Origin of the sequence: Flavobacterium mesophilum (genome assembly GCF_039581405.1) — a bacterium.
GTDB lineage: Bacteria > Bacteroidota > Bacteroidia > Flavobacteriales > Flavobacteriaceae > Flavobacterium.
The window spans coordinates 118,512-132,498 of the sequence record NZ_JBCPXZ010000007.1 but is presented as its reverse complement, the minus strand read 5'-3'; the positions used below and the strand labels follow the sequence as shown (position 1 = coordinate 132,498).

Genomic DNA, 13,987 nt, shown 5'->3' with positions numbered 1-13,987 from the left:
ATACGTCATTCGTCATTAATATTTCAATAAATCCAATAGTGTTTCTTCAAAACGATCTTTTGCTAAAAATTGATCTTCCAAAGCTTTAGTAAACGGAATAGGAGAATCTAAACTAGCTACTCTTTTTACAGGGCCATCTAAAAACTCAAAACAATTTTCCATAATCAAGGCCGAAATATCGCTTGCAATACCGCCAAACATGGTGTCTTCTTGGTAAATTATCGCTTTTCCAGTCTTTTTAACAGAAGTAAAAATAGCTTCAGTATCAAGAGGTTGAAGTGTTCTCAAATCAATTAAATCAGCATCGATTTGCGGATTTTTTTCTAAAGTGTCTAAAGCCCAATGCACAGTTGCGCCGAAAGCGATAATAGTTACCGAATTCCCTTCTTTTATTAGAGAAGCTTTTCCTAAAGGAAGCGTGTAATAATCGGTTGGAACATCTTGATAAACACTTCTGTACAATTGTTTGTGCTCAAAAAACAAAACCGGATTTGGATCGTTGATCGATTGGTTCAATAAGCCTTTTGCATCATACGGAAATGCTGGATAAACAACTTTTAAACCTGGAGTTTTTGTAAACCAAGCTTCGTTTGTTTGTGAGTGAAAAGGTCCTGCCTGAGTACCACCACCGCAAGGCATACGAACTACAACATCAGCATTTTCTCCCCAACGGTAATGTGATTTCGCCAATAAATTCACAATCGGATTGAAACCAGTTGAAACAAAATCAGCAAATTGCATTTCTACAATTGCTTTATATCCATTAATTGACAATCCCATTCCCGTTGAAACAACAGCACTTTCACAAATTGGTGTATTACGGATTCTTTCTTTTCCAAAAGCAGCTACAAACCCATCTGTAATTTTAAAAGCTCCTCCATATTCAGCGATATCCTGCCCCATAATAACTAAGTTTCTATGACGCCACATCGATTGCTCTAAGCCATTTCTGATAGCATCTATAAAGCGAATATTTTTAGATTCTGAATTATGAGTATATTCTTCGTATTCAAATGGTTTGTAAACATCATCTAATTCTCCACTATATGTTGGAACGATTTCAGGTTCAGCATTTGCAATAGCTAAATTTTCATCAATTTCTTGCTTGATTTCGTTGTGAAGCTGTTCGTCATATTCGGCTGTCAAAATTCCTTTTTCAGTTAGATACTCTCTATAATTCGTAACAGGATCTTTCGCAGCCCACTCATCCATTAAATCTTGCGGAACATATTTAGTGCCACTCGCTTCTTCGTGCCCACGCATTCTGAAGGTTTTGAATTCCAACAATACAGGATGTGGATTCTCCTGCATTTCATATTTCAATTGTGAAAGTTTATTGTAAACTTCCAAAATGTTATTTCCATCAATAATGTGACTTTCAATGCCATAACCGATGCCTTTATCTGCAAGGTTTTCGCATACATATTGTTCGTTTGTAGGTGTCGAAAGTCCGTAGCCATTGTTTTCAATGACAAACATTACAGGCAATTTCCAAACTGCAGCAATATTTAAAGCTTCATGAAAATCGCCTTCACTTGTTGCGCCTTCACCAGTAAAAACAGCGGTTACTTTTTTGTTTTGTTGTAATTTGTCGGCTAATGCAATTCCGTCTGCGATCCCCAATTGTGGTCCAAGATGTGAGATCATGCCAATGATTTTGTATTCTTGCGTTCCAAAGTGAAAACTACGATCTCTTCCTTTGGTAAACCCATTTGCTTTTCCTTGCCATTGCGAGAACAAACGATGAAGTGGGATATTTCTAGTGGTAAAAACGCCAAGATTACGATGCATTGGCAAAACATATTCTGATTCATCTAAAACAGATGTAACTCCAACAGCAATAGCTTCTTGTCCTATTCCGGAAAACCATTTTGACACTTTGCCCTGACGAATCAGGATGAGCATTTTTTCTTCGATTAATCGAGGTTTTAAAATTTTCTTATATAAGTCTAATAATTGAGTGTCGGTTAAGTTTTCTCTGTAAAAGATCATTTGGTTTATGTTTTTTATTGTTTCAAATATAGAAAAATATAACAATTTTATTTGTTTTTGTTATGAAATTTCAATTTTTATATAACTTTTAAAATTCAATTCTAAAATATTCTCTACCTTTGTTTCTGAAAGGTTTTTCAACACCTTTCATCTTTAAATAAAAAATGTAAAGTATGCAAAACATTCCTAGTGTAGACTTACGTGATTTCCTTTCGGACGACCCGAAACGTAAACAAAAATTTGTAAATGAAATCGGCAGTGCATTTGAAAACATTGGCTTCGTAGCCTTAAAAGGTCATTTCTTAGATGATCAATTGGTAGACGAGCTTTATAGCGAAATTAGAAAATTTTTCGCTTTGCCAATAGAAACTAAGCATAATTATGAAATTCCTGGTATTGGCGGGCAAAGAGGTTATGTATCTTTTGGAAAAGAACATGCTAAAGGACGCAAAGAAGGAGATTTAAAAGAATTTTGGCATTTTGGCCAATACGTTGACAAAGATTCAAGATGGGCTTCAGAATACCCAGACAATGTTCAAGTAAAAGAATTGCCACGCTTTAACGAAGTTGGTAAAGAAGCGTACCAAATGCTTGAAAAAACAGGTGTTTACGTACTTAGAGCTTTAGCTTTGCATTTAGGTTTAGATGAGTTTTATTTTGATCAATATGCAAAAGAAGGAAACTCTATTTTAAGACCAATCCACTACCCTCCTATTACTTCTGAGCCAGAAAATGCAATTCGTGCTGCAGCTCATGGTGATATCAACTTGATTACGCTTTTGATGGGAGCGCAAGGAAAAGGATTGCAAGTTCAAAATCATGATGGCGAATGGATTGATGCAATCGCAGCTGATGATGAATTAGTGATCAACGTTGGAGATATGTTGTCTAGACATACAAACAATAAATTAAAATCAACAATTCACCAGGTAGTAAACCCTCCAAGAGAATTATGGGGAACTTCTCGTTATTCTGTTCCGTTTTTTATGCATCCAGTAAGTGATATGCGTTTAGATTGTTTGGAAAACTGTATTGATGCTGAGAATCCTAAGAAATTTGAAGACATTACAGCTGGAGATTATTTATATGAACGTTTAGTAGATTTAGGTTTAATCAAAAAATAAAGCCTTATAATCTTCAATTTTTAAAATTCCAAATTCCAAATAGCTTAATTTTTTGGAATTTGGAATTTAATTTTTACGCAACTTTAATTATTGGAATTTAATATATTATGGATTTAAAAGATCAATTAAAAAACTTATTTCCGGATCACGTTGAATCAAATGAACCAGAAGAAATTCAGGCAGAAGAGCATGTTTTATATGTTCAAAAAGAGCCGATGATTTGTAAATTTGAGAAGCGAAAAGGAAAAGCGACCACAATTATTGAAGGTTATGAAGGATCTGACGAGGATTTTAAAATTCTTGCCAAAGAAATTAAAACAAAATTAAGCGTCGGCGGTACTTTTAAAGACGATTCAATCATTATTCAAGGTGATTATCGTGATAAAATTATGGCTATTTTAAAAGAAAAAGGATTTAAAACAAAACGAGTTGGTGGGTAAAAAAGTTCAAAGTTTCAAGTTTAAAGTTCCTACTTTACCTGAAACCTGAAACAAAAAAAACTTAGCACCTTAGCATCTCAGAACCTTAGCACCTTAAAAAAATGATACAATCATCAGAATTAATACTTAACCCTGACGGAAGTGTTTACCACTTGAACCTTCGTCCTGAACATATTGCAAACGACATTATATTTGTTGGAGATCAAAATAGAGTGGAAAAAATCACTCAATTTTTTGATAAAATCGAATTCTCAACTCAAAAAAGAGAATTCAAAACCCAAACCGGAATCTACAAAGGAAAACGAATTTCTGTGATTTCAACAGGAATTGGCCCAGATAACATCGATATCGTTTTGAATGAGCTTGATGCTCTGGTAAATATCGATTTAAAAACACGCACACCAAAAGAAAATCTGACTTCGTTGAATATTATACGAATTGGAACTTCGGGTTCTTTGCAGGAAGATATTCCTGTAGACAGTTTTGTAATGTCAAAATTCGGACTTGGACTTGATAATATGCTTCGCTCTTATTTGATCGATGACGTTTCAAATGTTGCAATTGAAGATGCTTTTATAACGCATACCAATTGGGATATCCGTAAAGGAAGGCCTTATGCTATTGCATGTTCTGAAAAATTAGAAAAAGTGATTGAATCAGACCGAATTTTCAAAGGAATTACAGCAACTGCTGGAGGTTTTTATGGCCCTCAAGGACGCGTTTTGCGCTTGAATATTCAAGATGAAGAATTGAATAATAAAATGGATAATTTTGATTTTGACGGAACTAAAATCACTAATTTGGAGATGGAAACAGCTGCTATTTATGGACTTTCAGCTCTTTTGGGGCATAATGCATTATCTTTAAATGCAATTATTGCCAATCGTGCATCAGGAACTTTTAGTGAAGATCCTTATAAAGCTGTCGATGAGCTTATTGCATATACGTTGAACAAACTTGCTGGTAAATAATTAGATAATGTGTCATTTTGAAAATTAGATAATTGAAATTTATGGTGCATTTGCTACAGCATGTACTTGGTGCATTTTTTCTTGGAATTGGCGGGCTGTTTAGATGGTGTTTTTTTCAACTATTGAATGTGTCAATTGAAGAGAAATATCCTAAAAAGCTAGAGTATTATTGGGATCAAAAAAATCCCGAGGTTGATAAGAATGGATTTACAGTAGCTCAGAAGAACTTCTTAATCGGAATAATCGTTTTTATAATTTTTATATTTTTAATTAAAAAAATCGAAGGGTAATAATATATTTTCCCATTTCAAATACCAATATTTTATGGAAAACGCAATTCTTAAATTTGAAAAATTATTACAGGAAAATGTGAACTATTTTCCCGAAATTAGTCAAAATGTTTTAGAAGAAAGAAAGCCAGGAAAATGGTCTAAAAAAGAAATTTTAGGTCATTTGGTAGATTCAGCGATTCATAATTTGATCCGGTTTACTGAGATTAACTATATGGAGAAACCTTATAGGCATAGACCATACAGTCAAATGGATTTAGTAAATTTAAATCAGTATCAGGAAATGAATATTGGCGAACTTACTCAATTGTGGTTTGTTCTAAATAATCAAATTATCAGAATTATGAAATCTGTTGATCCTGAAGCTTTAAATTATGAAATTGTTTTGAGCGATGAATCGCGTATTGATTTAAAGTTTCTTATGACCGATTATGTAGAACATTTAGAACATCATATCAATCAGATAAAATCCTAAAGTTTATGTTTTTACGAGTTGCACGACACACAGATGATTTAAAAAAAATTGAAGATTTTTATGTAAATGTGCTTGGTTTTGAACAATTGGGAGAATTTCAAAATCATAATAATTACAACGGAATTTTTATTGGGAAATCAGGTTTAGACTGGCATTTTGAATTTACGCAGTCGACAACAAAAGCAAAACATACTTTTGACGAAGATGATGTAATTGTTCTTTATCCGAAATCAATCCTAGCGTATAAAGAATTGATTCATAAGTTAGAAAATCTAAATATCTCAACGATAACTGCAGCTAATCCATTTTGGAATGAAAACGGAAAAATGATCCAAGATCCAGATGGATATCGAATAGTTATATCACCATTAAAAGCTGAAATCAGCGAAATTGAATAATGCAAGAAACACACAAAAAAATACTTTTTAAATATTACAGCGATTATTTAGAAGACAATGTTTCAGAAACCATGTGGGCTGAAATTATTGATTTAGAAAAAGGTCTTTTCAAATTGGATAACATTCCGTTTTTTGGTCCTCTTATCGCAACTGACGATTTGTTTTATGCAGAATTTGATGAAAAGGAAAATCGCTTTGTCTATAAAGAAACAATTGAAAACTCAGGTAATTCTATTGTTCAGGTCTTAATTTTAGAAAAAGGATTTGATCAGGAAATCATCAGAGAAAAACTAAAAGCAATTAATTGTCAATCAGAAGGTTTAAATGAAACTTTATTTGCTGTTGAAATCGTAAGAGATGTTGATTATTCACTTGTAAGAAGCATTTTGAATGAATATGAAGCCGAAGAAATTATTGAATATGCAGAACCTTGCCTTTCAGACAAACATCGAGCAGATTTATTAAAAAACTAAACAAACAAACTTAAGAATACGCATACCAAACTTAACTTAAACTTAAAACTGTAATGAAAACTGTAAACATTGTGGGTGTTCCCGAACACTTCAATTTGCCATGGCATTTATGCATTGAAAATGGTGAATTTGAAGCAGAAAATATTGATTTGCAATGGAAGGATATTCCGGAAGGAACAGGTAAAATGTGTCAGATGCTGCGTGACGGCGATGCTGATATAGCCGTGATTTTGACTGAAGGAATTGTCAAAGATATTTTGGCAGGAAATCCAAGCAAAATTGTTCAGATTTATGTGCAATCTCCTTTGATTTGGGGAATTCATGTTGCTGCAAAATCAGATTTTCAGACTGTAAAAGATTTAGAAAATAAAAAAGTAGCGATTTCAAGAATTGGATCTGGCTCACAGTTGATGGCATACGTAAATGCTGCTGAACAAGGTTGGGAACAAGACGAACTGAAATTTGAAATCATCAACACGATTGACGGTGCTGTTGAAGCGTTGACAAACGGAACTGCGGATTATTTTATGTGGGAGCGTTTTATGACTAAACCTCTTGTGGATAAAGGTGTTTTCAGACGCGTTGGCGACTGTCCTACTCCATGGCCATCGTTTGTAATTGCTGTGCGTGATGAATTTTTGAAAAAGAATCCAAAAGTGATAGAAAAAATCCTTGAAGTAATCAATAAAACGACACAGGATTTTGCTCAAATTCCGAATATAGACAAAACATTAGCAGAGCTTTTTAAGCAAAAAAAAGAAGACATTCGCGAGTGGTTGAAGCTCACACAATGGTCTCAAAAGCATTTGAGCGAAAAAGCTTTTATCAAAATCCAAAATCAATTATTTGATCTCGGAATTATTGATAAAAAAAGTACTTTTGTTGAAACGGTAAAAGCGCTGTAACAATCGCTTTGATTTTTTTATGATGAAATTCCCTAAAATTGACTTTCCACGCTTAAAATCCAGATTACAGGTAAAATCGCCTTATGACAGGATTATTATTATGCTGTTGAGTCTTTTGATAACGATTCCTATTTTCATCATTTTGCACCAAAATCTCCGCGATTTAAATTGGGCATTCAATTTAGATCGCGTCTTTATTTTTATTTTTGTGTTTGCAGCAATTTTCTTTTTATTGATGTTGCTCCGAACCATAATTATTTTATGCGTAGCAGTTTATTTGCTGGTTTTGTTTTATGGGTCAGTTATAGGAAACTATGGTTTCAGCGAGATATCTGAAGATTATAATTCGATGATTTATACCATGTCAGACAATCCATATCCGCAAGATATTATTGTGGCGAAATTGCTCCCGTTTCCCAACCGATCTAAAATCATAAATGCCATTGAATATCAAAATCCAAAGGTGCGCAATTTTGCCATTATGAGTGCAAATAAGCATTTTAAAGGCATTAAAGGATATTCAGATTATAGAACTATAATTCAATGTTTTGCGGTCTTTAAAGAAATTAATGGCCGTTGGAATTACGTCAATGATCCTAAAGATGGCGATTATATAGCAACAGCAAGTGAATCATTAGAATATTTTTCTGGTGATTGCGACGATCATTCTATTTTAATGGCGGCAGCGATACGCGCAATTGGAGGAACTCCCCGACTTATTCACACAAAAGGACATATTTATCCCGAAATATTAATTGGTTCCATGATTGATTTGGAGAAAGTAAATTATCTTATAAAAAATGTACTTTTTGTCAAAGAAAGTTATGGCAAAACAATACATTATCATATCGATGAGCGTGGACAAGTTTGGATGAATCTTGATTACACGGCTACATATCCTGGAGGTCCATTTTTGTACGAAGAGATTCTTGGAGAGCTTACACTGAACTAAAATTGATTTTCTAAACCGGATTTATTAATTTAAAAATTAATAAATCGTCACTTGTTAAATTCCAAATTCCTAGTAGATTCAAGGTTTTTCAATCAAATTTAAATATTTGATTACAAACGTTTTAAATATTGTTTTTTTTTGTAACTTTTCCTGTCTAATTTTTTAATCACAGAATTATGAAAAAATCTAAATTATTTATTTTCGGAATTTTAGTATCAGCACTATTAATGATTTCATGTAAAAGAAATGAATTGGTAAATTCTTGGAAAATTACTGCAATTGAATCTAAAAAAGGACCAATTTCTGATTCAATTAAACATGTAATTTTGACAGAAGGAAACCTAACATTTACTGAAGACGGAAAAGTAACAGGATATTTGCAACAACCAATAACAGATGGTACCTACGCCTTAACAAAACAAGGAAAAAGTTTAGTGATTAAGGATGAAACAGGCACTCCATATCCTTGTGTAAGTACGATAACAGAGGATCAGCTTATTATTGAAGGTGATGATTATAAATTTACGCTTAAAAAGATTTAAGCTTCCTCCACTCACAATAAACAATAACCACATAAAAAAAATAAAACTCCTAAATGATCTCAAACATTAGGAGTTTTTTATTTATCGGCAATTAGTTTTAATAATTTAAAAGTTAGCTGTATGAGGATTAAAAATAGAATTCTAATCGTTTTAGCTTTTTTAAGCGCAATAATTAATAATGGAAAAACTTTCGCTTGTACCAGAATCGTTTATCAAGGCCCGAATGGCACTATTCTTACTGCTCGCTCAATGGATTGGAGAGGTGAAATTCCGGCCAATTTATGGGTTTTTCCCAGAGGAATGGAAAGATTTGGCGAGGCTGGAAACAACTCTGTTAAATGGAAATCAAAGTACGGAAGCGTTGTAACAAGTTCATGGGATATTGCTTCGTCTGACGGGATGAATGAAAAAGGTTTAGTTGGAAATTTGCTTTGGTTGGCAGAATCGACTTACCCTCAATTTGAGAAAAACAGCAAAGCTAAGGGTTTGGCAGTTTCATTGTGGCTTCAATATGTTTTGGATAATTTTTCTACTGTTTCTGAAGCCGTAATAGCTTTGGGGAAAAATGAATTTGTTGTGACGTCTTCACATATTCCGGGAACTGATATTTTTGCAACTGTGCATTTGTCTATTTCTGATGCATCAGGAGATAATGCCATTTTTGAATATATAAACGGAAAATTGGTCATTCATCATGATAGAGCTTATGTTGCCATGACAAACTCCCCTATTTTTGATGAACAGCTGGCTATAAATACATATTGGAAAAGCATTCCAGGAACCATTATGCTGCCAGGAACTAACAGAGCTGCAGATCGATTTGTGAGAGCGCATTATTACATTGATGCAATTCCGAAAACAGATAATATACGAACTGCGCTTGCAAGCGTTTTTGGCGTAATAAGAAATTGTTCTGTGCCACTTGGAATTTCGTCAGCAACAGAACCCAATATATCTTCAACACGTTGGAGAACCGTTGCTGATCAAAAAAATCTGGTGTATTATTTTGATAATGTTTTAAATCCTAATGTGGTTTGGGTTGAATTTAGTAAGCTAGATTTTAGTGAAAAAGCCAAAGTTCGAAAATTAAATCTGGCGAATAATGAAAATTATTCCGGAGAATCTTCGATGAATTTTCAAGCTATGGCGCCTTTTAAATTTGCAGGCTTAGATTAAAACTAAAAATCCTCTGCATTTTTGAAAATACAGAGGATTTTTATATCTAATAAAGCTTTAAATGATTTAAGATAAACCACGTGTAAGCCAGCCTTTTTTATTGGCAGTAGCAATGGCATAAGGCGTAATCCAAAATAAACTGAAGGTATAGAATATGCTGTATGAGTATGCCCAGAAAGCATCAGTAAAGCTATATCTTTTAGCATAAAACAATACTGAAAAAGTAGAGACAATCATGATACTCAAAAGTGTTGAGCTAAAAAACAGCACGGGATGAACCGCGATAAAAAACAGCATAAACAATAAGAAAGGATACGACATAATTATTTTGAAAGACTGATTCAAAAACAAAAGCCTAGCGCCAAATTTAGATTCCTTTCTAAAATCTTTAAAAACATATTGCGCCATCATAATATTCTCGCGCACATTGCTTCTTCCCCATCTGATAAACATTTTATACAAACCTTTGTATTCTTCAGGAACATTTGTCAAGACAAGTGCATTTCTTTGGAACAAAACATGAAGTCCCTGTTTTAGAATCATATTGGTCATGGCTCTATCTTCCCCAATGTCTGATGGTTGTCCCATAAAAGTTTGGTTGATCCATTCTGGGAGACAAGTTAAAACAGCGTCTCTCCTATATGCAGCGGCTGCGCCAGGCGTACATAATACGGATCCCAACATGCTTTCTGCAGAACGCATGAATTCAAAACTCATTACAAAACTTACATTTAGCATTTTTGGCAATAAAGCTTTTTTATTGTTCAAAACATGAACGTTTCCAGCTACTGCACCGCATTTTTCATCAACAGCAAACGGACTTACCAAATTTCTTAAAGTATCTTTTTTTACAATTGAATCACTATCAACGGTTACAAAAACCGCTCCTGTTCCTAGTTCAAATCCACGGTAAAGAGCATGGCGTTTTCCTTTATTTTCGGGTTGCTGATAAATTTCAAGACGATCTCCAAGTTTAATTTTTGCTTGTTGCATCCAATACCATGTATCGTCTTTGCTTCCGTCATCAATAGCTAATAATTGCAGTTTTTGAGCCGGAAAATCGCTTTCTGCAAGACTCATCAAAGTATGCCATACTAACTTTCCTTCGTTATATGCCGGAACAATTACGGTACAAGTTGGCAATAAATCATCAGAAACGGATTCAATTGGTTTGTATCTAAAATATAAATAGAGATTATATAAAAACGAACCTGTCTGGAAAAAGAATAAGACGGTGGCTAAAATTAGAAATGGAAATCCCCAACTCGAATTTATTCTGTCTAATTGAAATTGATCAAAATCAGATTGAAGTTTATAGACTAAAAACGCGCCACCAAGCATCAATAAAAAAGTACCTGCAAGTACTATATTTCCTAACGGACTTGATGTTTCTTCGACTGATTTTTGTTGGGATTTGGTATTTGAACTTAAAATTGATTTTTTTAATGTTTGTTCTTTTGTGCTGAGGGTTTTATCAGAAGCATAAAATTGTTCTGAAGTAATTGTTTCACTTTTCATTTTGGGCTATTGCTTTATTCGTAAAATGGCTTTTAATTGATTTTTCTTGTTCTTTTTTTTCTGTTAAAACAGATCATGAGAATTATACAAGAAATCGACTCTAACCGATTTTACAAGCGTTGTGCCACAAATAGTAAAAATTGAAAATGAGAGGTTTAGCAAATTTCAGCTAAAAAATAATTGTATAAACTTTACACAGGTGTAAAAAGTTTATACTTTAATTTTTTGAAAAAACCTCCAGAAATAAGGCTTTCCAGAGGTTTTAAAAACGTAATTTATTTAATATTATTGTTTTTGTCCTTCAGAATTTTTCCATCTTTTGAAAATTCTAAATCAATATCATTTGTTAAATCAACGTCCAAATCTTTATGGCCGTAATCGATATGCGTGATTTTTTCATTTGGATAATTCTTTGACACATAATCCTTAACGTTTGCTGGAATAAAATCGGTCGGAATAGGATTATCGCCTCCATCAACTTCTCGGTAAGAGCCATCTTTCCAAAATTCTACTTCGGTTCCGTCTTTTAACTTGACTTCATAGCCTTTTTCACCATGTTCAGCATCTTTATGTGCTGTAGCCACAGTTGTATAGCTAAAATATTTTTGGAGAAATTCCTGAGCAGGTTTTGGCAATTCAGTAGTTTCAATTTTTTTCTGTGCATTCGCCGGTATCGCAAAACTGAATAGCAATAGGGCAATTATATGATATATTTTCATGATTTCTATGATTTTAAATTTTGTAACTAGCTAATTTACAATAACTAATGTTTGGTTCAAATCAATTTAAGAAACCTTTAATGATTTACTGAATGCATTTTTTATTAAATTTAATATTCTAAAATCAAAAGTTATGGAAGATTCAAACAAACAAAATGAAAATGTAATTCCGAAAGTGACCGGTGTTGGCGGTATTTTCTTTTTTACAGAAAATCCGAAAGAAACCAGAGAATGGTACGCTAAAAATTTAGGGCTCGAAGTCAACGATTGGGGGTCGACGTTTGAATCCAGAAACTTAGATAATCCAGAAATAAAAGAAGCGCTTCAATGGAGCCCGTTCAAAAAGAATGATAATTATTTTTCACCTTCAAAAAAGGAGTTTATGATTAATTATCGCGTTCAAAATATTGAAGGTCTGATAAGTAATTTAAAAGAAAACGGCGTAACAATTTTAGATGATATTGCAACTTATGATTATGGTAAATTTGTTCATATTATGGATGCGGATGGTAATAAAATCGAACTCTGGGAACCGGTTTAAGAAAATAAAAAGCAATAAAAAAAAGCTCCAAAATCAATTGATTCTGGAGCTTTTCTTTTAATAAAACTTATAATTTACCACGGACTTTCTTCAGTTTCGTCTTCAATATCGCTGCTGAAAAATTTCCCTGTTGGTCCGTTTTCATCGGTCAAAGTATGTTTGATGATAAAGCTTGCTGCGCTTTCTACACTTCCTGGCCCGTTGAAATTATTGAAATCAGTCGCGGTATAACCCGGATCAATTGAATTTACTTTGAATGGCAAATCTTTCAATTCGAAAGCCAACGTTACTGTAAAAGCGTTTAAAGCTGCTTTTGACGAAACATACGAAACGGCTTTAAACGGATAATATTTCCAAGTTGGATCACTATGCAAAGTAAGCGAGCCAAGACCAGAGGTAATATTACTGATTCTGGGACTTTCTGATTTTTTAAGCAAATCAAGAAATGTTTGCGTAACTCTGATCACTCCAAAGAAATTTGTGTCAAATGTTTCCTGTATATTTTCAAGTGAAGTGGTTGATGAATTCTGTGGCATCACGCCTAAAATTCCCGCATTATTGATTAAAATATCAAGTTTGCCTTGTTCTTTTTCTATTCTGTCTTTCGCAGCTACAACACTTTCCTGATTCGTAGTATCAATTTGGATTGCTTTGATATTTTCAAATCCGTTTTGAGTTAATTCGGCAACTACTTTTTCTCCTTTTTCAAGATCGCGACTTCCCAAATAAACAAATAAACCTTTTTTGGAAAGTTGTTTCACTATTTCTAAACCTATGCTTCTGTTTGCACCTGTAATTAATACTGATTTCATTTTTTACGTTTTAAAATTTATGAGTACAAAGTTGCAATCCAAAAAAAAAGAAACATTTGCCAAATGGCAAAAAAAACAATTTAACGAATATTTTTTCTAATTCGGCTTAAGGATGACTGCGTAATTCCAAGATAAGAAGCCAAGTACGAAAGCGGAACTCGATTAATAACATTCGGGAACAATTTCATAAAAGACAAATAACGCGTTGTTGCATCTTCTGAAACTAGCGGACTTCTTCGGGCAACTTTTTGTATTAAAGCTTTTGAAATTATTTTGTGAACAATAGTGTCCCAGCCAATAATTGTATCTAATAATTCTTGCCAATCTTTTTTTGAAAACACAATAAGTTTACAATCGGTAACTGCTTGTACATAACACGACGAGCAAATGCCGTTATCGAAACTTTCTAAATCTACAACGAGATTATTTTCTTCAATAAAGTATTTGGTAATTTCTTCGCCTTTATTGTCGTAATAACAAACACGCATTATTCCGTCAATAATAAAACCAACTTCAGCCGCGACTTTTCCTGCTTCTGCAAAATACTTCTCTTTGCGGATTTCTCTTTCTTCCCCTTTCGATAAAATTAAATCAATTTGCTGCTGATTTAAATTGCCAAACTGCAATATGTAATTTACTAATTCTTTCATATGCGAAAG

At 33.3% G+C, this 13,987-nt stretch carries 16 protein-coding genes; 11 read left to right on the top strand and 5 right to left on the bottom strand.

Annotated features, from left to right (window positions below; translation table 11 throughout):
* Positions 1–15 precede the first annotated feature (15 nt).
* Positions 16–1,992: an alpha-ketoacid dehydrogenase subunit alpha/beta gene (locus AAYQ19_RS19710; protein WP_343538688.1), complete on the bottom strand. Its 1,977-nt coding sequence runs from the start codon at positions 1,990–1,992 to the stop codon at positions 16–18.
* Positions 1,993–2,165: 173 nt separating this feature from the next.
* On the opposite strand from AAYQ19_RS19710, the gene AAYQ19_RS19705 reads away from it, so the two are divergent.
* From AAYQ19_RS19705 to AAYQ19_RS19660, 10 genes are all read left to right on the top strand, one after another.
* Positions 2,166–3,116, top strand: coding sequence for an isopenicillin N synthase family dioxygenase (locus AAYQ19_RS19705; protein ID WP_343538687.1), 951 nt, complete (start codon positions 2,166–2,168; stop codon positions 3,114–3,116).
* A gap of 107 nt (positions 3,117–3,223) precedes the next feature.
* Positions 3,224–3,556 (top strand): translation initiation factor, encoded by a 333-nt coding sequence (locus AAYQ19_RS19700; protein ID WP_343538686.1) that lies wholly within the window; start codon positions 3,224–3,226, stop codon positions 3,554–3,556.
* Between the two features lie 101 nt (positions 3,557–3,657).
* On the top strand, positions 3,658–4,527 hold the full coding sequence (locus AAYQ19_RS19695; RefSeq protein ID WP_343538685.1) for a nucleoside phosphorylase: 870 nt from the start codon (positions 3,658–3,660) through the stop codon (positions 4,525–4,527).
* A gap of 324 nt (positions 4,528–4,851) precedes the next feature.
* A complete protein-coding gene (locus tag AAYQ19_RS19690; protein ID WP_343538683.1) occupies positions 4,852–5,292 on the top strand; it encodes a DinB family protein in 441 nt (146 codons plus the stop codon).
* A gap of 5 nt (positions 5,293–5,297) precedes the next feature.
* The gene (locus AAYQ19_RS19685; RefSeq protein WP_343538682.1) at positions 5,298–5,690 is read left to right on the top strand and encodes a VOC family protein; all 393 of its coding nucleotides are present in this window, start codon (positions 5,298–5,300) and stop codon (positions 5,688–5,690) included.
* On the top strand, positions 5,690–6,163 hold the full coding sequence (locus AAYQ19_RS19680) for a DUF4265 domain-containing protein (protein WP_343538680.1): 474 nt from the start codon (positions 5,690–5,692) through the stop codon (positions 6,161–6,163). The genes AAYQ19_RS19685 and AAYQ19_RS19680 overlap by 1 nt, the downstream gene beginning before the upstream one ends.
* Before the next feature lie 53 nt (positions 6,164–6,216).
* A complete protein-coding gene (locus AAYQ19_RS19675) occupies positions 6,217–7,068 on the top strand; it encodes a substrate-binding domain-containing protein (RefSeq protein ID WP_343538679.1) in 852 nt (283 codons plus the stop codon).
* A gap of 19 nt (positions 7,069–7,087) precedes the next feature.
* Positions 7,088–8,020 (top strand): transglutaminase-like domain-containing protein, encoded by a 933-nt coding sequence (locus AAYQ19_RS19670; RefSeq protein WP_343538678.1) that lies wholly within the window; start codon positions 7,088–7,090, stop codon positions 8,018–8,020.
* Between the two features lie 176 nt (positions 8,021–8,196).
* On the top strand, positions 8,197–8,562 hold the full coding sequence (locus AAYQ19_RS19665; protein ID WP_343538676.1) for a hypothetical protein: 366 nt from the start codon (positions 8,197–8,199) through the stop codon (positions 8,560–8,562).
* 120 nt (positions 8,563–8,682) lie between these two features.
* Complete coding sequence (locus AAYQ19_RS19660) at positions 8,683–9,738, top strand: linear amide C-N hydrolase (RefSeq protein ID WP_343538674.1); 1,056 nt, start codon at positions 8,683–8,685, stop codon at positions 9,736–9,738.
* Between the two features lie 66 nt (positions 9,739–9,804).
* Here the strand turns inward: AAYQ19_RS19660 and AAYQ19_RS19655 are convergent, their stop codons facing one another.
* Positions 9,805–11,256, bottom strand: coding sequence for a glycosyltransferase family 2 protein (locus AAYQ19_RS19655; RefSeq protein ID WP_343538672.1), 1,452 nt, complete (start codon positions 11,254–11,256; stop codon positions 9,805–9,807).
* Positions 11,257–11,531: 275 nt separating this feature from the next.
* Positions 11,532–11,975 (bottom strand): PepSY-like domain-containing protein, encoded by a 444-nt coding sequence (locus AAYQ19_RS19650; protein WP_343538671.1) that lies wholly within the window; start codon positions 11,973–11,975, stop codon positions 11,532–11,534.
* A 133-nt stretch (positions 11,976–12,108) separates the two neighbouring features.
* Between AAYQ19_RS19650 and AAYQ19_RS19645 the strand changes: the two genes are divergently transcribed.
* Positions 12,109–12,516, top strand: a complete 408-nt coding sequence (locus AAYQ19_RS19645) for a VOC family protein (protein ID WP_343538670.1) — start codon at positions 12,109–12,111, stop codon at positions 12,514–12,516.
* 74 nt (positions 12,517–12,590) lie between these two features.
* Here AAYQ19_RS19645 and AAYQ19_RS19640 read toward each other — a convergent pair whose 3' ends face one another.
* Together AAYQ19_RS19640 and AAYQ19_RS19635 are read right to left on the bottom strand one after the other, a co-directional pair.
* A complete protein-coding gene (locus AAYQ19_RS19640) occupies positions 12,591–13,328 on the bottom strand; it encodes an SDR family oxidoreductase (RefSeq protein WP_343538669.1) in 738 nt (245 codons plus the stop codon).
* Positions 13,329–13,408: 80 nt separating this feature from the next.
* Positions 13,409–13,978 carry a Crp/Fnr family transcriptional regulator gene (locus AAYQ19_RS19635; RefSeq protein ID WP_343538668.1) on the bottom strand — a complete coding sequence of 190 codons (570 nt, stop codon included), beginning with the start codon at positions 13,976–13,978 and terminating at the stop codon, positions 13,409–13,411.
* Between the last annotated feature and the right edge of the window lie 9 nt (positions 13,979–13,987).

Coding starts and splice junctions, on each gene's coding strand:
- AAYQ19_RS19710 (WP_343538688.1), bottom strand. CDS start 1,992: ATGATCTTTTACAGAGAAAACTTAACCGACACTCAATTATTAGACTTA.
- AAYQ19_RS19705 (WP_343538687.1), top strand. CDS start 2,166: ATGCAAAACATTCCTAGTGTAGACTTACGTGATTTCCTTTCGGACGAC.
- AAYQ19_RS19700 (WP_343538686.1), top strand. CDS start 3,224: ATGGATTTAAAAGATCAATTAAAAAACTTATTTCCGGATCACGTTGAA.
- AAYQ19_RS19695 (WP_343538685.1), top strand. CDS start 3,658: ATGATACAATCATCAGAATTAATACTTAACCCTGACGGAAGTGTTTAC.
- AAYQ19_RS19690 (WP_343538683.1), top strand. CDS start 4,852: ATGGAAAACGCAATTCTTAAATTTGAAAAATTATTACAGGAAAATGTG.
- AAYQ19_RS19685 (WP_343538682.1), top strand. CDS start 5,298: ATGTTTTTACGAGTTGCACGACACACAGATGATTTAAAAAAAATTGAA.
- AAYQ19_RS19680 (WP_343538680.1), top strand. CDS start 5,690: ATGCAAGAAACACACAAAAAAATACTTTTTAAATATTACAGCGATTAT.
- AAYQ19_RS19675 (WP_343538679.1), top strand. CDS start 6,217: ATGAAAACTGTAAACATTGTGGGTGTTCCCGAACACTTCAATTTGCCA.
- AAYQ19_RS19670 (WP_343538678.1), top strand. CDS start 7,088: ATGATGAAATTCCCTAAAATTGACTTTCCACGCTTAAAATCCAGATTA.
- AAYQ19_RS19665 (WP_343538676.1), top strand. CDS start 8,197: ATGAAAAAATCTAAATTATTTATTTTCGGAATTTTAGTATCAGCACTA.
- AAYQ19_RS19660 (WP_343538674.1), top strand. CDS start 8,683: ATGAGGATTAAAAATAGAATTCTAATCGTTTTAGCTTTTTTAAGCGCA.
- AAYQ19_RS19655 (WP_343538672.1), bottom strand. CDS start 11,256: ATGAAAAGTGAAACAATTACTTCAGAACAATTTTATGCTTCTGATAAA.
- AAYQ19_RS19650 (WP_343538671.1), bottom strand. CDS start 11,975: ATGAAAATATATCATATAATTGCCCTATTGCTATTCAGTTTTGCGATA.
- AAYQ19_RS19645 (WP_343538670.1), top strand. CDS start 12,109: ATGGAAGATTCAAACAAACAAAATGAAAATGTAATTCCGAAAGTGACC.
- AAYQ19_RS19640 (WP_343538669.1), bottom strand. CDS start 13,328: ATGAAATCAGTATTAATTACAGGTGCAAACAGAAGCATAGGTTTAGAA.
- AAYQ19_RS19635 (WP_343538668.1), bottom strand. CDS start 13,978: ATGAAAGAATTAGTAAATTACATATTGCAGTTTGGCAATTTAAATCAG.